The organism is Pseudomonas sp. B2021 (genome assembly GCF_018135665.1).
Classification (GTDB): domain Bacteria; phylum Pseudomonadota; class Gammaproteobacteria; order Pseudomonadales; family Pseudomonadaceae; genus Aquipseudomonas; species Aquipseudomonas lactis.
On the sequence record NZ_SMOF01000001.1, the window covers coordinates 161893 to 181268 of the forward strand.

A 19376-nucleotide genomic window follows, 5' to 3' on the forward strand; every position below is an offset into this window, starting at 1 on the left:
GATGAGCGCCCGTTTCCGGGCGCCTGGATTACAGTTTCTTGGCTTTCTCGATCGCTTCTTCGATGCCGCCGACCATGTAGAACGCTTGTTCTGGCAGGTGGTCGTAGTCACCGTTGAGGATGCCTTTGAAGCCAGCAATGGTGTCTTTCAGGGAAACGTATTTACCCGAGGCACCGGTGAAGACTTCAGCCACGAAGAACGGCTGCGACAAGAAACGCTGGATCTTACGAGCACGGTTTACCAACTGCTTGTCGGCTTCCGACAGCTCGTCCATACCCAGGATCGCAATGATGTCCTTCAGTTCTTTGTAACGCTGCAGCACGTACTGAACGCCGCGAGCGGTGTCGTAGTGCTCCTGGCCGATCACGTTCGGGTCCAGCTGGCGCGACGTCGAGTCGAGTGGATCGACCGCTGGGTAGATACCCAGGGAAGCGATGTCACGGGACAGAACGACGGTGGCGTCCAAGTGGGCGAAGGTGGTGGCTGGCGACGGGTCGGTCAAGTCATCCGCAGGTACGTATACCGCTTGGATCGAGGTGATCGAACCTTCCTTGGTCGAAGTGATACGTTCTTGCAGAACGCCCATCTCTTCAGCCAGGGTCGGCTGGTAACCTACTGCCGAAGGCATACGGCCCAGCAGTGCAGATACTTCAGTACCGGCCAGGGTGTAACGATAGATGTTGTCGACGAACAGCAGAACGTCGTTACCTTCGTCACGGAACTTCTCGGCCATGGTCAGGCCAGTCAGGGCTACGCGCAGACGGTTTCCCGGCGGCTCGTTCATCTGACCGTAAACCAGTGCCACTTTGTCCAGAACGTTGGAGTCCTTCATCTCGTGGTAGAAGTCGTTACCCTCACGAGTACGCTCACCCACACCTGCGAACACGGAATAACCGCTGTGCTCGATGGCGATGTTACGGATCAGTTCCATCATGTTTACGGTCTTGCCTACACCGGCACCACCGAACAGACCGACTTTACCGCCCTTGGCGAACGGGCAAACCAGGTCGATAACCTTGATGCCGGTTTCCAGCAGGTCATTGCCGCCTGCTTGTTCTGCGAACGAAGGTGCTGCGCGGTGAATGCCCCAGCGCTCTTCGGTGGCAATCGGGCCAGCTTCGTCAATCGGGTTGCCCAGTACGTCCATGATCCGGCCCAGGGTCGCTTTACCGACCGGTACGGAGATGGCAGCGCCAGTGTCGACAACGTCCAGACCGCGCTTCAAGCCTTCGGTGGAACCCATCGCAATGGTACGAACTACGCCGTCGCCCAGCTGCTGCTGAACTTCCAGGGTAGTTTCCGCGCCTTGTACTTTCAGCGCGTTGTAGATGCTCGGTACGCTGTCGCGTGGAAATTCCACGTCGATAACGGCGCCGATGATTTGAACGATACGTCCGCTACTCATAGCTGGATCCTCTGAATATTTGAACCGTTAAACCGCGGCAGCGCCGCCGACGATTTCCGAGATCTCTTGGGTGATCGCAGCCTGACGCGCCTTGTTGTAGATCAGCTGCAAATCGCTGATCAGATCACCGGCGTTATCGGTAGCGTTTTTCATCGCGATCATCCGCGCCGCTTGTTCAGCTGCGTTGTTCTCGACCACCGCCTGGTACACCTGCGACTCCACGTAGCGCACCATCAAGCCGTCAAGCAGCTCTTTGGCGTCTGGTTCGTAGAGGTAGTCCCAGTGGTGCTTGAGTTCCTGATCCGGGGTCGCCACCAGTGGAATCAATTGCTCCACGGTTGGCTGCTGGGTCATGGTGTTGATGAACTTGTTGGATACCACGGAGAGGCGGTCAATACGGCCTTCCAGGTACGCATCCAGCATCACCTTCACACTGCCGATCAAATCATTGATCGACGGCTCTTCACCCAGGTGGCTGATAGCTGCAACGACGTTACCGCCGAAGTTGCGGAAAAAGGCCGCACCCTTGCTACCAACAACACACAGATCAATCTCGACGCCGTTTTCGCGGTTTACCGCCATGTCCTTGACCAGGGCCTTGAACAGGTTGGTATTCAGACCACCACACAAACCACGGTCACTGCTCACTACCACATAACCCACACGCTTGACGGCGCGCTCGATCATGAACGGGTGGCGGTATTCCGGGTTGGCGTTGGCCAGATGCCCAATTACCTGGCGGATACGCTCCGCATAAGGACGGCTAGCAGCCATGCGCATTTGTGCCTTGCGCATTTTGCTGACCGCCACTTTTTCCATGGCGCTGGTAATTTTTTGCGTGCTTTTGATGCTCGCAATCTTACTGCGAATCTCTTTTGCGCCTGCCATGTAACACCTATCAGGTTAGCAAGCGGGAGCCTTGCGGCTCCCGCTGCGGCTTACCAGGTTTGGGTGGCCTTGAACTTCTCGATACCGGCTTTCATGCCAGCGTCGATATCGTCATTGAAGTCACCCTTCACGTTGATCTTCGCCATCAATTCGGCGTGATCGCGGTTGAAGTAAGCAATCAGCGCTTGTTCAAAGCTGCCGACCTTGGCGATTTCAACGTCGGTCAGGAACCCACGCTCAGCGGCATACAGCGACAACGCCATGTCAGCGATCGACATTGGGGCGTATTGCTTCTGCTTCATCAGCTCGGTAACGCGCTGACCATGCTCAAGTTGCTTACGGGTCGCTTCGTCCAGGTCAGAAGCGAACTGGGCGAATGCCGCCAGTTCACGGTACTGAGCCAGAGCGGTACGGATACCACCGGAGAGCTTCTTGATGATCTTGGTCTGAGCGGCACCACCCACACGGGATACCGAAACACCGGCGTTCACTGCAGGACGGATCCCGGAGTTGAACATGGCCGATTCCAGGAAGATCTGACCGTCAGTGATGGAAATCACGTTGGTCGGAACGAACGCGGAAACGTCGCCAGCCTGGGTTTCGATGATCGGCAGTGCGGTCAGGGAACCGGTTTTGCCGGTCACTGCGCCGTTGGTGAACTTCTCTACGTACTCTTCCGAAACGCGGGATGCGCGCTCCAGCAGACGGGAGTGGAGATAGAACACGTCGCCTGGGTAGGCTTCACGGCCTGGTGGACGGCGCAGCAGCAGGGAAATCTGGCGGTAAGCCACTGCTTGCTTGGACAGATCGTCATAAACGATCAGCGCGTCTTCACCGCGGTCGCGGAAGAATTCACCCATGGTGCAACCGGAGTACGGTGCCAGGAATTGCAGCGCAGGAGATTCCGAAGCACTGGCAGCCACGATGATCGTGTTGGCCAGGGCGCCGTTTTCTTCCAGCTTGCGAACCACGTTGGCGATGGTCGATTGCTTCTGACCGATGGCTACGTAGACGCAGAAAATGCCGCTGTCTTTCTGGTTGATGATCGCGTCGATCGCCAGAGCGGTCTTACCGATCTGACGGTCACCGATGATCAGCTCACGCTGGCCACGGCCGACTGGGATCATGGCATCGACAGCCTTGTAGCCAGTCTGTACAGGCTGGTCTACCGACTTACGCCAGATCACGCCTGGAGCAACTTTCTCGACCGCGTCGGTCTCGGTGTTGCCCAGTGGACCTTTACCGTCAACAGGGTTACCCAGTGCGTCGACTACGCGACCCAGCAGTTCCTTACCAACCGGAACTTCCAGGATGCGGCCTGTGCACTTGGCGCTCATGCCTTCAGCCAGACTGGTGTACGCGCCCAATACAACGGCACCTACGGAGTCTTGCTCCAGGTTGAGGGCCATACCGTAGACGCCGCCCGGAAACTCGATCATCTCGCCGTACATGACGTCGGCCAGACCGTGAATCCGCACGATGCCGTCAGATACGCTGACGACAGTGCCTTCGTTACGGGCTTGGGAGGTCACATCGAGCTTGTCGATGCGGCCCTTGATAATTTCACTTATTTCGGAAGGATTGAGTTGCTGCATTGCTCTGCTGCCCCTTCAAACTCAAGATTTCAATGCTTCGGCAAGTTTCGCGATTTTGCCGCGAATCGAGCCATCGATAACCAGGTCGCCGGCACGGATAACAACACCACCAATAAGCGATGCGTCCTCCGAAGCTTGCAGGCGCACTTCCCGATTGAGTCGTGCACTGAGAACCTTGGCGAGTTTGTCTTGCTGTTCTTGGTTCAATGCGAAAGCACTGGTCACTTCAACGTCTACCGATTTCTCTGCTTCGGCCTTGTACAGGTCGAACAGAGCGGCGATCTCCGGCAACAGCGGGAGACGGTCGTTTTCGGCAATGACGTGGATGAAGTTCTGCACCTTCACATCAAACTTGTCGCCGCACACTTCAATAAAAGTGGCGGCCTTGTCTGCGCTCGTCAGGCGCGGGGCCTTGAGCACGCGCTGCATGGTGTCGTCTTGCGACACTGCTGCAGCCAGGCCGAGCATGGCTGACCAAGAGGCCAGCTGCTGGTGGGCCTGGGCGTGCTCGAAGGCTGCCTTAGCGTAAGGTCGGGCCAACGTGGTCAGTTCTGCCATGATCGCCCTCGCTTAAATTTCAGCAGCCAGTTTGTTAACCAGCTCCGCGTGCGCGTTTTGATCGATTGTGGCACCGAGGATCTTCTCAGCACCGCCAACGGCCAGAGCACCCAGTTGGGCACGCAGCGCGTCTTTGACACCGTTCAGTTCCTGTTCGATCTCGGCATGAGCCGAAGCCTTCACACGGTCAGCTTCGACGCGGGCTTTTTCAACAGCCTCTTCGACGATCTGGTTACCGCGTTTCTTGGCTTGCTCAATGATCTCGGCTGCCTGTGCTTTAGCTTCGCGCAGTTGCTGACCCACTTTCTCGTGGGCCAACTCCAGGTCGCGAGCTGCACGGCTGGCAGCGTCCAAACCATCCGCGATCTTCTTCTGACGTTCGTGCAAAGCCGCGATGACCGGAGGCCACACGAACTTCATGCAAAACACTACAAAAATGAAGAACGCAACGGATTGGCCAATCAGGGTTGCATTAATGTTCACGCCAACACCTCGCTCATTCGTTGTCCATCACCCCAATCACTCGAAAAGTCGAGTGATTAGCCAGCGAGTTGACCAACGAAGGGGTTCGCGAAGGTGAAGAACAGTGCGATACCAACGCCGATCATGGTCACGGCGTCGAGCAGGCCGGCGACGATGAACATTTTAACTTGCAGCATTGGGACCATTTCTGGCTGACGCGCTGCGCCTTCCAGGAATTTGCCGCCCAGCAGGCCGAAACCAATGGCAGTACCCAGGGCGCCCAGGCCGATCAACAGTGCAACAGCGATAGCGGTTAGACCAACTACAGTTTCCATCTTTCCTCCCGACTTTTACGTCGTATGGTTTAGGTTTTTTAGATTTTAAAGCGGTAAAACAAATCGTTTCATAGCCCTGTTGGGCCACCTTCCCGTTTGACCGGGAAGGACATCAGACTAGTCGAGACTGGTCTTAATGGTTCTCTTCGTGCGCCATCGACAGGTAGACGATGGTCAGCATCATGAAGATGAAGGCCTGCAGGGTAATGATCAGGATGTGGAACACAGCCCACGCCCACTGCAGAACTACGCCCAGGCCGCTAAGCCAGAGCAGACCGCTGCCGAACATCACAGCGATCAGAATGAACACCAGCTCGCCGGCATACATGTTGCCGAACAGTCGCAGAGCCAGGGAAATCGGCTTGGCGATCAGGGTGACGAATTCCAGCAGGAAGTTCACCGGGATCAGCAGGGCTTGAACGAAGATGTTCTTGCTGCCGAACGGGTGCAGGGTCAGTTCGCCGATGAAGCCGCCGATGCCCTTGACCTTGATGCTGTAGAAAATGATCAGCGCGAATACCGACAGAGCCATGCCCAGTGTGGCGTTCGGGTCAGTGGTGGATACTGCGCGGAATGGAATGTGCGGGTCGCCGGAGATCGCCATGGCCAACTGAGGAATCCAGTCCACCGGGATCAGGTCGACGGCGTTCATCAGGAACACCCACACGAAGATGGTCAGTGCCAGCGGTGCAATCACCGGGCTACGGCCATGGAAGCTGTCTTTCACGCTGCCATCGACGAATTCGACCAATACTTCAACGAAGTTCTGCAAAGCACCTGGCTGACCCGAAGTCGCCTTCTTTGCCGCCATGCGGAAAATCAGGACGAAGATCAGACCCAATGCGACCGACCAACCCAGAGTGTCCAGGTGGAAAGCCCAGAAACCCATTTCTTTGGCTTCTGCTGCGGTGTGGGCAAAGCCCCAGCCGCCATTAGGAAGCTGACCGAAGGTCAGGTTCTGCAAGTGGTGCTGGATATAGCCCGAAGCGGTTGTTTCTGCCATGGTTGCCTCAAACGCCCTAAGGTTTCGAAAGTCTTGTTTTCATTAGCAGGGGAGCGAACCAGCTGACCAGTTGGGTCAACACGAAGACGCCGAATACAGCCAGCGGCGCCAATGGCTTCACACCTGCAAAGGTCAGTGCAAACAGCACTGCCGTCAAAATCAGTTTCCCCGCCTCGCCGGCATAAAAAGACCGGACGATAGCCTGGGCTGCTCGGGCGCCGGAAAACCGAAAGGCCCTGTGAGCAAAATACATATTGGGCAGCAAGGCTATCAGGCCTCCGCAGAGTCCTGAATACCCGGCTACGACTCCATGCCAATACCAAAGCGCCAATGCGGCGATCAGCAAAATGACAAATTGAGCCAGTAGAACCGGAAAAACAGCCAAGCGATGGAACGGCAACGTGTTTGGCGTGCGGGTTTCCATCACTCTTGCTCCTCAATGGTCGGCTGCCGGAAATCAATAACTTGGCATAATTTGTGCCGACAAAATGCGCGCAGAGTATAGGGGCGGTTCAGCCCCTATTCAACTGTCGGGTAGTGATTTCCGATCACGCGCTACATAAGCAAATGTTTCAGCGGATGTGGGCAAGGACGCCTTGAAGCTCGTCAAGGGAGTTATATCCGATGACCAATTGCCCTTTGCCCTTCTTGCCGTGACGAATTTGCACCGCAGAGCCCAGGCGCTCGGCCAGGCGCTGCTCGAGTCGCGCGATATCCGGATCAGGTTTGGCGGTTTCGACCGGTGCAGGTTTGCCGCTGAGCCACTGGCGCACCAGCGCTTCGGTCTGACGTACGGTCAGGCCTCGTGCGACAACGTGTCGCGCCCCTTCAACCTGTTGATTTTCGGGCAAACCGAGCAACGCACGGGCATGGCCCATTTCCAGGTCGCCGTGGGACAACATGGTCTTGATCACTTCCGGCAGCGCGATCAAACGCAACAAATTGGACACGGTGACGCGGGACTTGCCCACCGCCTCGGCCACTTGCTGCTGGGTGAGCTGGAATTCCTGCTGCAAACGCTGCAACGCAATCGCCTCTTCGATCGGGTTGAGGTCTTCACGCTGGATATTCTCGATCAACGCCATGGCGATCGCGGTTTCATCCGGCACATCGCGCACCATGGCCGGGATGGTTTCCTTGCCGGCCTGCTGGCTGGCGCGCCAGCGGCGCTCACCGGCGATGATCTCAAAGCGGCCACCGCCAATGGGGCGCACCACGATAGGCTGCATCACGCCCTGGGCCTTGATCGAGTTGGACAGTTCTTCCAGGGCCTGGGGGTCCATGTCCCGACGTGGCTGGTATTTGCCGCGCTGGATCAGGTCCAGCGGCAAGTGCTGCAGCTCGCGCTCGTCGGCCTGCACCGCTTGTTCTTCAAGCGATGTGACGGTCGGACCACTCAACAGTGCATCCAGTCCACGTCCGAGACCTCGTTTCTTGACGGCCATGGGGGTTCCTTAAGTTGGCTGGGCTGCAGCGGTGCGTGAATTGCGGCGTTGACGGCGAACCATCTCGCCAGCCAATGCCAGGTAGGCAATGGCACCGCGCGAGGATTTGTCGTACGCCAGCGCGGGCATGCCATAGCTTGGCGCTTCGGCCAGGCGGATGTTGCGTGGAATCACGGTGTCGTACAACTGGTCACCGAAGTGTTCCTTGAGCTGCGCCGACACATCGTTCATCAGGCTCAGGCGCGGGTCGAACATCGTGCGCAACAAGCCTTCGATCTGCAGTTTCGGGTTGAGCAACTCGGCAATGCGCTTGATGTTATCCACAAGGTCGCTCAGGCCTTCCAACGCGTAGTACTCGCACTGCATGGGGATAATCACCCCATCGGCGGCTACCAAGGCGTTAAGCGTGAGCATCGACAGCGACGGTGGGCAGTCGATCAAAATGTAATCGTAGTTGTCGCGAATGGGCGCCAGGGCGCTGCGCAGACGGCTTTCTTTCATCTGCATTTCCAGCAGCACCACTTCCGCCGCGGTCAGATCGCGGTTGGCCGGCAGCAGTTGGTAACCGCCGTGCTCGGAATAGTGCATGGCCTGGGCCAGGTCGCATTCGCCAATCAGCAAATCGTAGACCGAGTTTTCCAGGCCGTGTTTATCCACACCGCTACCCATGGTGGCGTTGCCCTGTGGATCGAGATCGATCAACAGCACCCGACGCTTGGTTGCGACCAGGGATGCTGCGAGGTTGATACAGGTGGTGGTTTTACCCACACCACCTTTCTGGTTCGCTATCGCGAATACCTTAGCCATTCTTGCTTGTGTTCCCAATCATGCCGTGCGGCGCAGTATCAGCAGATGGCGTTGGCCTTGGCAACCAGGTACGGCCAAGGCGTGTTCGCTATCGAGGTGGAAGTCTGCCGGCAATGCTAACAGCTCGTCGCTTGGATGAACGCCCTTCATTGCCAGCCAGCGGGTATCACGGTCGCCCAGGTGGCGCGTCCAGTTGCTGAAGTTCTCCATGCTGCTGAACGCTCGGGACACGATCCCGTTGAAAGGCAGTTCAGGTGTGAAGGCTTCGACACGACTGTGGATAACTTGCAGGTTATCCAGCTTGAGCTCGAGTTTGACCTGGGTCAGGAAGCGGGTTTTCTTGCCGTTGCTGTCCAGGCAGGTCACGTGGGACTCGGGAAACAGGATCGCCAACGGAATGCCAGGCATGCCGCCGCCACTGCCGACGTCGAGCCAACGGCCATTTTCGATAAACGGCATCACGCTGAGGCTGTCGAGCAAATGCCGCGACACCATCTCGTCCAGATCACGTACCGCGGTCAGGTTGTAAGCCTTGTTCCATTTGATCAACAGGGCCAGATAGCCCAGCAGTAACTCATGCTGGGCTTCGGTCAGGGCCACGCCCAACTGGCGCGCTCCTGTGGATAACTCTTCGGCGTGTTGCGAGGTGACCAACGAACTCAAGCGCTTTGCTCCAACTGACGGCCCGCGCCGCGTTTTTTCAAATGAATCATCAACAGCGAGATGGCTGCCGGGGTGACGCCTGGGATACGTGAAGCCTGCCCGAGGGTTTCCGGCCGAGTTATCCCCAGCTTGCTTTGAATTTCTTTCGACAACCCGGAAATCCCGGTGTAGTCGATATCCACAGGCAGCTTGGTGTCTTCACTGGCGCGCAGCCGGGCGATCTCGTCCTGCTGGCGATCAATGTAGCCTGCGTATTTGGTCTTGATTTCAACCTGTTCGGCAACCTGTGGGTCTTCTGCGCCGTGGCCAGTCACTTCGACCAGACCAGCGTAGTCGATTTCCGGACGGGAAAGCAGGTTGAGCAAGTTGTACTCATGGGTCAACGGCGTGCCGAATTTTTCCGCAATGGCGTCGCCCTGCTCCGTGCCCGGGCGAACCCAGGTACTCTTCAGACGCTGTTCTTCGAGCGCAATGCTTTCGCGTTTTTTGCAGAAGGCCGCCCAGCGGGCGTCATCGACCAGGCCCAGCTCGCGACCTTTTTCGGTCAAGCGCAGGTCGGCGTTGTCTTCGCGCAGAATCAGACGGTATTCCGCCCGAGATGTGAACATCCGGTACGGTTCCTGGGTACCCAGGGTAATCAGGTCGTCGACCAATACGCCGATGTAGGCCTCATCGCGACGCGGGCACCAGCTGTCTTTGCCCTGTGCACGCAATGCTGCGTTGGTCCCGGCCAGCAAACCTTGGGCGCCGGCTTCTTCATAACCGGTGGTGCCGTTGATTTGGCCGGCGAAGAACAGGCCGCCGATCACTTTGGTTTCCAGGCTGTATTTCAGGTCGCGCGGGTCGAAGTAGTCGTACTCGATGGCGTAGCCCGGACGCACGATGTGCGCATTTTCCATACCGCGAATCGACTGCACGATCTGGATTTGCACGTCGAACGGCAGCGAAGTGGAAATTCCGTTCGGATACAGCTCGTGGGTGGTCAACCCTTCCGGCTCGATAAAGACCTGGTGGCTTTCTTTGTCGGCAAAGCGGTGGATCTTGTCTTCGATCGACGGGCAATAACGCGGCCCAATGCCTTCGATCACCCCGGAATACATCGGCGAACGATCAAGGTTCGCAGCAATGATTTCGTGGGTACGGGCGTTGGTGTGGGTGATCCAGCAACTGACCTGTTTCGGATGCTGTTCCTTGGAGCCCATGAACGACATGACCGGAATCGGCGTATCGCCGGCTTGTTCGGTCATCACCGAAAAATCCACAGAACGCCCGTCAATACGTGGCGGGGTCCCGGTTTTCAGGCGACCGACCCGCAGCGGCAATTCCCGCAGGCGTTTTGCCAGAGCAATCGACGGCGGATCGCCAGCGCGACCACCGGAATAGTTCTGCATACCGATGTGGATAAGCCCACCCAGGAAGGTGCCGGTGGTCAGCACTACGGATTCTGCGAAGAAACGCAGGCCCATTTGAGTGACAACACCGCGTACCTGGTCCTGTTCGACGATCAGGTCATCGGCTGCCTGCTGAAATATCCACAGGTTCGGCTGGTTTTCCAGGGTTTCACGTACCGCAGCCTTGTACAGAATACGGTCGGCCTGGGCACGCGTTGCACGCACGGCCGGGCCTTTGCGGCTGTTGAGCACACGAAACTGAATACCACCTTTGTCGGTGGCCATGGCCATCACGCCGCCAAGGGCATCGATTTCCTTGACCAGATGGCTTTTGCCAATCCCGCCAATCGCGGGGTTGCAACTCATGGCACCGAGGGTTTCCACGTTATGCGTCAGCAACAGGGTTTTTACACCCATGCGTGCTGACGCCAGTGCTGCCTCGGTACCGGCATGACCGCCGCCGATGACGATCACTTCAAAACGGGAAGGGAAATCCACCACGCACCTCGTGCCTGCTTATGTAGGTAATCAGGAATTGTTTGTTGAAAGGGTTTTAGAGCTTTGCGGGCAAGTATAGGGACTTAGCCCTTCCTAAAGAACCCTTTGCACAAAATTTAACCAGCTGTGGATGAGTCACAGACAATAGAAATTAAAAGAGAGAAATTTATTAAATCTTTGTTTTTATGTTTATTTATACTGAGCACCATTTCTGTGGATAGATCTCTACAGCCCTTTATTTACAATGTGTACAGCGATTCAAAACGTTGTGATCATCTGCCAATGAGGCCCTTGGATAAGTGCTTTAAGCCTGTGGATTAAACCGGTGGTTATCCACAGACGGGTTTTTACTCAGGTTTCAGACCCTGTTATCAACTGGGCACAGGAGCGGTTATTCACAGGGCTTAATCCACAGAAACGCCAGATTTCGTCCACGGCAAGCTAGGAATTAATCCTGAGTAGGACAAAAAGAGATCTATTGTGGGAAAACACTGGGCCAGTTAATAATAGCGATTATCATTAACCCACCTTGTCGCGCCTATGCCTCCCTCTTCCCATACCGCAGCGGTCCAGCACATCTATGAGCAACATCATTCGTGGCTGCGCGGGTGGCTCAAGGGAAAATTGCATAACGCCAGCGATGCAGCCGATGTGGCCCACGATACGTTCGTGCGCATGCTCGGTGGACGTCACGCAGCGCAGATCCTTGAACCACGGGACTATCTGGCGACCATCGCCAGGGGCCTGGTGATCGACCGCTATCGCCGGCATGCCGTCGAACAGGCCTACAGGCAAACCCTGGCAGAGCGTCCTGAAGCCACGGCTATCAGTGAGGAAGACAAGGCAATCATCATCGAAACGCTGGTGGCTGTGGATAAAGCGCTGTCTGGGCTGGGTGAGCGGGCCCGCCGAATTTTCATGCTGGCACAGATTGAAGGGCTGACTTATCAACAGATCGCCGATCAACTGCAGGTATCACTGACCACGGTGAAGAAACACATGATCCGTGCCCTTACCGAGTGCTCCCTGATCATGGCCAGCCGGTAATGACCAACCCCGACCGCAAGACGTTCGAGGCCGCTGCCAGTTGGTATGTGCAATTCCAGTCGCAACCACCGACGCTGGCACAACATCAAGCCTGGCAGCAATGGCTTAATCGTGACCCGTCCCACCAGGCGGCCTGGAACCAGATGGAGCAGCTGCAACGCAGCCTCGGTGGCCTGCCCCCTGACCTCACGCGCCGCGCGTTATCCGCCACGCAACAGCGGCGCCAGGTACTCAAGTGGATGCTGGTGCTCGGCGGCAGTGGCTATCTGGGCTGGAACGTCCAGCAACATACGTCGCTGGGTAACGCATGGGCTGATTACCGCACGTCGGTGGGCCAGAGGCGACGCATCGAGCTGGCGGATGGCACGCAGATCAATCTCAATACTCATACCGCTATCGATGTGGCATTTGACGGGCGCCAACGGTTGATTCGTCTGCGCGAGGGTGAAGTACTTATCCACACCGGCAAAGGGGGTGGGCACTTACCGTTTTATGTAGAGACTCGCCAAGGCCGGGTCCAGGCGCTGGGCACCCGTTTTACTGTGCGCCAACTGCCGGACGCCACGCGGGTAGGCGTCTTGGAAGAACGGGTGGAGGTATCTCCCGGCGACCAACCCGAACTTCACCGAATTATTGGCGCGGGTGAGAGCGCAGAGTTTGATCGGCACGATGTGCGCCTTACCCAGGGGTATGGCGGTGTACAGGCAGCCTGGGTAGATGGCCAACTGATCGTACTCGATGCTCGGCTGGGAGAGGTTATCGATGAGTTGGCGCGCTATAGGCCGGGTGTGTTGCACTGTGACCAAGCGTCTGCGGGCCTGCGTGTTTCCGGTACCTTCCGTCTGGACTCAACCGATGCCGTCCTGGCCAACCTGCAAGCGAGCCTGCCGATTCAAGTGAAATACTTTACGCGCTATTGGGTGTCGGTCACCCGAATCGGCTGACCGAAAAAATAATCCACAGAGGGGTTATCTTTTTTTGACCTGGCGCGGCCCTACAGGTAATCACGACGCTACCTTCAGGGCTTACTCACCTATGCGCCTTCCCGCCCCGCTCCGCAAACGACTTTCCTGCCATGGCATGACCTACGGTCTGCAGCTCATCACCGCGACGACCGGTGTGTTGTTATCCACCGCCGTCATGGCCGCCAGCGCAACGCAACACTTTGCAATTGCCGCTGGCCCGCTGGACAAGGCCTTGAGCCAGTTTGCCGCCAGGGCCAATGTGATTCTGTCCTTCTCCCCCCAGCAAACCGCGCGTTTGAATTCGCCAGGGCTGCAAGGTGATTACTCGGTGGACCAGGGCTTTGCGCTGCTGCTGCAGAACTCGGACCTGCAGGCGGTCGTACAGGCTCCCGACAGCTATGTATTACAGCCGGCACCTGCTGGCCAACTGACCTTGGCCCCTACCACCGTGAGCGCTTATCAACAGGGCGGTTTCAATCAAGAGATCGGCGGGGATGTAGGCTACAAGGCGCAGAACAGCCGCATCGGCACTAAGACCAGCACACCGCTGTCCGAGACTCCGCGTTCGGTGTCCGTTGTCACTGGCCAGCGTATCAAGGACCAGAAGTCCCAAACCCTGACAGAAGTGTTGGGCTACGTACCGGGGATCTTCGCCCCACCGTTCGCGGCCGGCGACGGCTTGGCAGGCGATCTGTTTTTCATTCGCGGTTTCAACGCTACGGATTACGGCTACGGCCTGCTGCGAGATGGCCTGCGGGTGCAAGGCAATCGATACGACACCACCAGCGAACCCTACGGCCTGGAACGGGTCGAGATTTTCCGTGGCCCTTCTTCCTTGCTCTATGGTGAAAACGCACCCGGCGGCCTGGTTAACCTGGTGAGTAAACATCCGACTGCAACCCCGCAAGGCGAGGTGCAGGTGAGTTATGGTTCGAATGATCGACGCCAGCTGGGTGTGGATATCTCGGGCCCGCTCAACGACAGTGACAATATCCTGGGCCGAGTGGTGATGCTGGGGCGTAAATCCGACACCCAGACCGATCACGTCCCCGACGATCGTCTGTATATCGCGCCATCCCTGACCCTGAACTTCGACGACTACAACACCCTGACGCTGCTGGCCAACTACCAGAAAGACCATACCAACCTGGAACTCGGCCTACCTGCAGCCGGCACGCTGCTTACCAATCCCAACGGCAAGCTGTCCAAACACACCCTGCTGGGCAACCCGGACTGGAACACCTTTGAACGCCAAGCGTGGAGCGCCGGCTATGAGTTCAGCCACAGCTTCAATGATGATTGGCAGTTCCGTCAGAACTCTCGCTATATGCAGTCACGCATCAACCGGCATGAAACCTGGCCAGGCACACTCAATAACGGCGGCTTCGGCACCCGGCTGAACATGAACGCCTACGACCGCTACAACAAATCGATGGTCTATTCCCTGGATAACCAGCTCGAAGGCAAGTTCCAGGTGGGCGGCCTGGAAAACACGGTGCTATTGGGCGCCAGCTATGACCGAACCTCGTTCAATCAAGACTGGGATGCGGGTTTCGCCGGCACCATCGATGTGTATAACCCGGTGTACCTGCGCGACCCGCTCACTCCACTGGCAGTGCAAAACACCTTGCTTGAACAGCAGATGAAAGGCGTTTATGCACAGGTCCAGAGCAAATACGACCATTGGCTCTTTCTGCTCGGCGGCCGCCAGGACTGGGTCGACAGCGACTACCGCGACAAGGTCCAGCCATCGAGCAATATCAACTCACAGGATCGTAAATTCACTTACCAGGGCGGGGTGATGTACCAGTTCGACAACGGCCTGACGCCGTATGTCAGCTATTCCACCGCCTTTGTCCCCGTGCAGCAGATCTCCAACGCCGGCTCGCCGTTGAAACCGATCACCAGCAGCCAATACGAATTGGGCATTAAGTACGAACCGATCGGCTGGGATACGGCGATGACCGTGTCGGTGTATGACCTGCGCAAGCAGGACGATACCTACCTGGATGCCACCACCAACAGCTATCGCCAAGTCGGTGAAAGTCGCGCAAAGGGCGTGGAAGTAGAGGTCAACAGCAACATCAGCGCCAACTTCAACGTGACGGCGGCCTATACCTACACCGACGCCCGGATAACCAAGGATTCGGCCACGTCGCTGGTTGAAGGCCGTCAAATGACGGGCGTGCCGCGTAACCAGGCTTCGGTGTGGGGTAAATATCGCTTCCTGGATGGCCAACTCAAGGGTTTCTCCCTGGGCGGCGGTGTACGTTATTTCGACAGTACCTTTGCCTACACGGCGCCGACGCTCTACGGCAAGCTGGATGCAGGAAGCGTCACCTTGGTGGATGCGGCACTGGGTTATCAGATCAATCCACACTGGTCGGTGGACCTGAACGCCAAGAACCTGTTTGACAAGGAATATGTATCTGGTTGCAACGATGCAGGGCGTTGCTATTGGGGCGACAGCCGTACCTTGCTCGGTACGGTGTCCTATAACTGGTAGTCGTTGTGGATAACTCGACTATTTGCCGATGCAGAAGCTGGAGAAAATCCGCCCGAGCAAATCATCTGAACTGAAAGCCCCGGTGATTTCACCCAACAGCTGCTGCGCCTGGCGCAGATCTTCAGCCAGCAGCTCCCCAGCCCCCGCCAAGGTCAGCTGGGCGCGCCCGTGCTCCAAGGCCGCGCTGGCATGACGCAGCGCTTCCAGGTGCCTACGCCGTGCACTGAAGCTGCTTTCCGACGTCTGTTCGTAGCCCATGCAGGCTTTAAGGTGCTCGCGCAGCAACTCCAGACCCTCACCGGCCGATTTCGCGCTCAAGCTGATCGTGACGTGGCCATCTTCACTGGTTTCCAGGGCGATGGCTTCCCCCGTAAGGTCGGCCTTGTTACGGATCAAGGTGACTTTGGCTGGGTCTGGCCGTTGTTCAAGGAATTCGGGCCACAAGGCAAAAGGATCCACAGCTTCCGGCGCAGTGGCATCCACCACCAGCAACACACGATCGGCTTCGCTGATCGCCTTGAGCGCACGTTCCACGCCGATCTTTTCCACCTGGTCGTCGGTATCGCGTAAACCAGCGGTGTCCACCACGTGCAGCGGCATACCGTCGATGTGGATATGCTCGCGCAAGATATCCCGGGTAGTGCCGGCGATCTCGGTGACGATGGCCGCCTCGCGCCCTGCCAGAGCATTGAGCAGGCTTGATTTGCCGGCATTTGGTCGGCCGGCAATCACCACCGTCATTCCATCGCGCAGCAAGGCGCCCTGCCCGGCTTCGCGCAGCACTGTGGATAACTCATCGCGGACTTTATCCAGCATCGCCAATACGTGGCCATCCGCCAGGAAGTCGATTTCTTCTTCCGGAAAATCAATCGCGGCTTCGACGTAGATGCGCAGGCTGATCAGTTGCTCGGTCAAGTTATGCACACGCAGGGAAAAAGCCCCCTGCAATGAACGCAATGCGTTACGTGCAGCCTGTGCAGAACTGGCTTCGATCAAATCGGCGATGGCTTCGGCCTGGGCCAGGTCGAGCTTATCGTTCAAGAATGCGCGTTCGCTGAATTCCCCTGGTCTGGCCAGGCGGCAACCCAATTGCAAGCAGCGCTGCAGCAGCATATCCAACACCACAGGCCCACCGTGCCCTTGTAATTCAAGGACATCTTCACCGGTGAACGAGTTTGGCCCTGGAAAATAGATGGCCAGCCCCTCGTCCAATACGCTGTGGTCGGCATCCAGGAACTGGCCGTAATGGGCATAACGGGGTTTCAGCTCCCGGCCGCTGATAGCCTTGGCTGCCACGCCCGCCAATGGCCCGGAAATTCGAACGATGCCGACGCCGCCCCGACCTTGAGCGGTAGCGACAGCAGCGATGGTTTCACGAGGAGCGCTCATCAGCAGGTTCCAGAACAAAAGTGACGGAAAGCAAAACGCCCCACTAGGGGGCGTCTTGAGTGGTTATCCACAGAGTAAATTACGCCTCGGCTTTTTGGGTAGCCGCTTCGATTTTACGTGTGATGTACCACTGTTGAGAGATCGACAACACGTTGTTGACCACCCAGTACAGTACCAAGCCAGCAGGGAACCACAGGAAGAAGAAGGTGAAGATGATTGGCATCATTTTCATTACCTTGGCCTGCATCGGATCCGGCGGGGTTGGGTTCAGACGCTGCTGGATGAACATGGTCGCGCCCATGATGATCGGCAGGATAAAGAACGGGTCTTTGATCGACAGGTCAGTTATCCACAGCATGAACGGAGCTTGGCGCATTTCCACGCTTTCCAGGAGTACCCAGTACAGCGACAGGAACACCGGCATCTGTACCAGAATCGGCAAGCATCCACCCAGCGGGTTGATCTTCTCTTTCTTGTACAGCTCCATCATGGCCTGCGACATTTTCTGCCGGTCATCACCATGTTGTTCTTTCAGCGCGGCCAGTTTCGGGGCCACGGCACGCATACGCGCCATCGATTTGTAGCTGGCTGCCGACAGAGGGAAGAAAAGCCCTTTGATCAGCATGGTCAGGAAGATGATCGACCAGCCCCAGTTACCGACGATGCTGTGGATATGTTGCAACAGCCAGAAGATCGGCTGGGCAATGAACCACAGGAAGCCGTAATCCACAGTCAGTTCCAGACCTGGGGACAACTCTTTCAATACGGCCTGGCTTTTAGGGCCGGCGTACAGGGTAGCGCTGGTTTCAGCCTTGGCACCTGGAGCGACGGTCAACGCCGGGCCAGTGAAGCCAATGATGTAGTTGCCCTGGCTGTCCTTGCGGGTTTGAACCAGGTTCGCATCCCCCTTGTTCGGGATCCAGGCGGTCACGAAATAGTGCTGCAGCCACGCTACCCAGCCACCTTGGACGGTTTCTTTCAGCGTGCCCTTGTCGATATCTTTCATCGACACTTTTTTGTACGGCTCGTTACTTGTCCACAGGGCAGCGCCCAGGTAAGTCGCGGTACCGGTGGCGGTGCTGGAAGACGGATCGGAGCTGGCGTCACGCTTGAGCTGGGCAAACAGGTTGCCGCTCCAGGCTTTGTCGCTGGTGTTGTCGATCAGGTAAGTGACCTTCAAGTCGTACAAACCGCGGGTAAAGCTGAAACGCTTGATGTAGTTGACGCCGTCGAGGCTGAATTTCAGGTCGACGTTCAACTGGTTCTGGCCGTCTGCCAGTTGATAAGTCTTCTGTTCGGTCGAATAAACCGGACGACCGGTAGCACGTGCATCCGGACCATTGGTGCCGGTCAGGCCGCTTTGCGCCAGATAAGTACGTTCACCGCCGTTATCGAACAGTTGGAACGGCACATCCGGATGGTCTTGGCGACGTGGATAAAGCGGCAGCTTCAGCTGTGCGATATCACCACCCTGTGGGTCGATAGCCAGGTCGAGCACATCCGTTTTTACGTGGATGAGGTCTTTGTTGGTGACCACTGGCGTTTCTAACGGGGCACTTGTCTCGCCATTCGCGCTGGGAACATCGGCACTCGCGGACGCATTGTTACCCAGCGGGGTGTCCGGAATAGCCGGCGCAGCCTGATTGGTAGCAACATTCTGAGTCGGCAGGGCAGCCTGACCGTAGTCCTGGTTCCATTTAAGGACCATGACATAGGACACGATTGCCAGGGCGACGATCAGGATTGTGCGTTTAATATCCATGATTACTCGGCCATCGAAGAAGAACGGGAGGTAGGGATAGGTGGAACCGGGTCATAACCACCGGGATTCCACGGATGACAGCGACCTAAACGACGAAAGGTCAGCCAGCCACCGCGCAGAAGACCATGATTTTCTATGGCCTCTAACGCGTAGCAGGAACAACTGGGGTAGAAACGACAGTGGCTGGCCATCAGAGGACTAATGGCATAGCGATAAAACTGGATCGGAACGATTGCCAGTTTACGCATCAAGGCTGTCTACCCCTACAGTTTCGGTGCTGACTGCTGGTGCTGGCTTGTGGGTACGCGCCAAACGTTTCCAGAGCTTGCCGAAATGCTGAATCAATTCGGGGTTTTCTACATCACCCAAGCCTTTGCGCGCGACGATAACAATATCCCAACCAACCAGAGTGTCCTGGTGGAGGCGAAACGATTCGCGCATCAGACGCTTGAGGCGATTGCGCTCAACGGAGAGCTTTACGCTCTTCTTGCCGATCACCAACCCGAGACGGGGGTGATCAAGATCGTTGTTACGCGCAAGGAGCAGGAGATTTTTCCCCGGAACCTTGCCGGTGGGGGAGTCAAAGACTGCCTTGAAATGCCGGGGGGTTAGCAGACGCTTTTCCCGACTGAAGTCCTGACTCACCACCAGTACCGG

The 19376-nt window shown here is 57.1% G+C and carries 19 protein-coding genes; 3 read left to right on the forward strand and 16 right to left on the reverse strand.

All coding sequences use genetic code 11. The features are described 5' to 3' along the window. Positions 1-28: 28 nt before the first annotated feature. The 12 genes from atpD to mnmG all read right to left on the reverse strand — a co-directional run bounded on the left by atpD (position 29) and on the right by mnmG (position 11050). A complete protein-coding gene (gene atpD, locus E1K68_RS00685) occupies positions 29-1405 on the reverse strand; it encodes a F0F1 ATP synthase subunit beta (protein WP_003195827.1) in 1377 nt (458 codons plus the stop codon). A 27-nt stretch (positions 1406-1432) separates the two neighbouring features. Then, entirely contained in the window at positions 1433-2293 is an 861-nt protein-coding gene (gene atpG, locus E1K68_RS00690) for a F0F1 ATP synthase subunit gamma (protein WP_003195829.1), read from the reverse strand. A gap of 50 nt (positions 2294-2343) precedes the next feature. Continuing rightward, complete coding sequence (gene atpA, locus E1K68_RS00695; RefSeq protein WP_003195831.1) at positions 2344-3888, reverse strand: F0F1 ATP synthase subunit alpha; 1545 nt, start codon at positions 3886-3888, stop codon at positions 2344-2346. 21 nt (positions 3889-3909) lie between these two features. Next, positions 3910-4446: a F0F1 ATP synthase subunit delta gene (locus E1K68_RS00700; protein ID WP_003195833.1), complete on the reverse strand. Its 537-nt coding sequence runs from the start codon at positions 4444-4446 to the stop codon at positions 3910-3912. A gap of 12 nt (positions 4447-4458) precedes the next feature. After that, positions 4459-4929: a F0F1 ATP synthase subunit B gene (locus E1K68_RS00705; RefSeq protein ID WP_003195835.1), complete on the reverse strand. Its 471-nt coding sequence runs from the start codon at positions 4927-4929 to the stop codon at positions 4459-4461. Positions 4930-4985: 56 nt separating this feature from the next. Then, entirely contained in the window at positions 4986-5243 is a 258-nt protein-coding gene (gene atpE, locus E1K68_RS00710; protein WP_002555987.1) for a F0F1 ATP synthase subunit C, read from the reverse strand. Positions 5244-5376: 133 nt separating this feature from the next. Next, on the reverse strand, positions 5377-6246 hold the full coding sequence (gene atpB / locus E1K68_RS00715) for a F0F1 ATP synthase subunit A (RefSeq protein WP_003195886.1): 870 nt from the start codon (positions 6244-6246) through the stop codon (positions 5377-5379). A gap of 16 nt (positions 6247-6262) precedes the next feature. Next, complete coding sequence (locus E1K68_RS00720; RefSeq protein WP_010565865.1) at positions 6263-6670, reverse strand: F0F1 ATP synthase subunit I; 408 nt, start codon at positions 6668-6670, stop codon at positions 6263-6265. A 148-nt stretch (positions 6671-6818) separates the two neighbouring features. Next, positions 6819-7691, reverse strand: coding sequence for a ParB/RepB/Spo0J family partition protein (locus tag E1K68_RS00725; protein WP_003195890.1), 873 nt, complete (start codon positions 7689-7691; stop codon positions 6819-6821). A gap of 9 nt (positions 7692-7700) precedes the next feature. Next, positions 7701-8498 (reverse strand): ParA family protein, encoded by a 798-nt coding sequence (locus tag E1K68_RS00730; protein WP_003195891.1) that lies wholly within the window; start codon positions 8496-8498, stop codon positions 7701-7703. A gap of 18 nt (positions 8499-8516) precedes the next feature. Continuing rightward, positions 8517-9161 (reverse strand): 16S rRNA (guanine(527)-N(7))-methyltransferase RsmG, encoded by a 645-nt coding sequence (gene rsmG, locus E1K68_RS00735; protein ID WP_212613665.1) that lies wholly within the window; start codon positions 9159-9161, stop codon positions 8517-8519. Next, positions 9158-11050 (reverse strand): tRNA uridine-5-carboxymethylaminomethyl(34) synthesis enzyme MnmG, encoded by a 1893-nt coding sequence (gene mnmG / locus E1K68_RS00740; protein WP_003195895.1) that lies wholly within the window; start codon positions 11048-11050, stop codon positions 9158-9160. The genes rsmG and mnmG overlap by 4 nt, the downstream gene beginning before the upstream one ends. 540 nt (positions 11051-11590) lie before the next feature. On the opposite strand from mnmG, the gene E1K68_RS00745 reads away from it, so the two are divergent. The 3 genes from E1K68_RS00745 to E1K68_RS00755 all read left to right on the forward strand — a co-directional run bounded on the left by E1K68_RS00745 (position 11591) and on the right by E1K68_RS00755 (position 15568). Beyond that, positions 11591-12097, forward strand: coding sequence for a sigma-70 family RNA polymerase sigma factor (locus E1K68_RS00745; protein WP_003195897.1), 507 nt, complete (start codon positions 11591-11593; stop codon positions 12095-12097). Further along, a complete protein-coding gene (locus E1K68_RS00750) occupies positions 12097-13041 on the forward strand; it encodes a FecR domain-containing protein (protein ID WP_212613666.1) in 945 nt (314 codons plus the stop codon). The genes E1K68_RS00745 and E1K68_RS00750 overlap by 1 nt, the downstream gene beginning before the upstream one ends. A 136-nt stretch (positions 13042-13177) precedes the next feature. Further along, on the forward strand, positions 13178-15568 hold the full coding sequence (locus E1K68_RS00755; RefSeq protein ID WP_212613667.1) for a TonB-dependent siderophore receptor: 2391 nt from the start codon (positions 13178-13180) through the stop codon (positions 15566-15568). 18 nt (positions 15569-15586) lie between these two features. Here E1K68_RS00755 and mnmE read toward each other — a convergent pair whose 3' ends face one another. From mnmE to rnpA, 4 genes are all read right to left on the reverse strand, one after another. Continuing rightward, a complete protein-coding gene (mnmE, locus tag E1K68_RS00760; protein ID WP_014720595.1) occupies positions 15587-16957 on the reverse strand; it encodes a tRNA uridine-5-carboxymethylaminomethyl(34) synthesis GTPase MnmE in 1371 nt (456 codons plus the stop codon). Between the two features lie 79 nt (positions 16958-17036). Further along, entirely contained in the window at positions 17037-18719 is a 1683-nt protein-coding gene (gene yidC, locus E1K68_RS00765; protein WP_003195904.1) for a membrane protein insertase YidC, read from the reverse strand. A gap of 2 nt (positions 18720-18721) precedes the next feature. Next, positions 18722-18967, reverse strand: coding sequence for a membrane protein insertion efficiency factor YidD (gene yidD / locus E1K68_RS00770; protein ID WP_019816912.1), 246 nt, complete (start codon positions 18965-18967; stop codon positions 18722-18724). Next, entirely contained in the window at positions 18960-19364 is a 405-nt protein-coding gene (gene rnpA, locus E1K68_RS00775; RefSeq protein ID WP_003177079.1) for a ribonuclease P protein component, read from the reverse strand. Before rnpA ends, yidD begins: the two co-directional genes overlap by 8 nt. Positions 19365-19376: the final 12 nt, after the last annotated feature.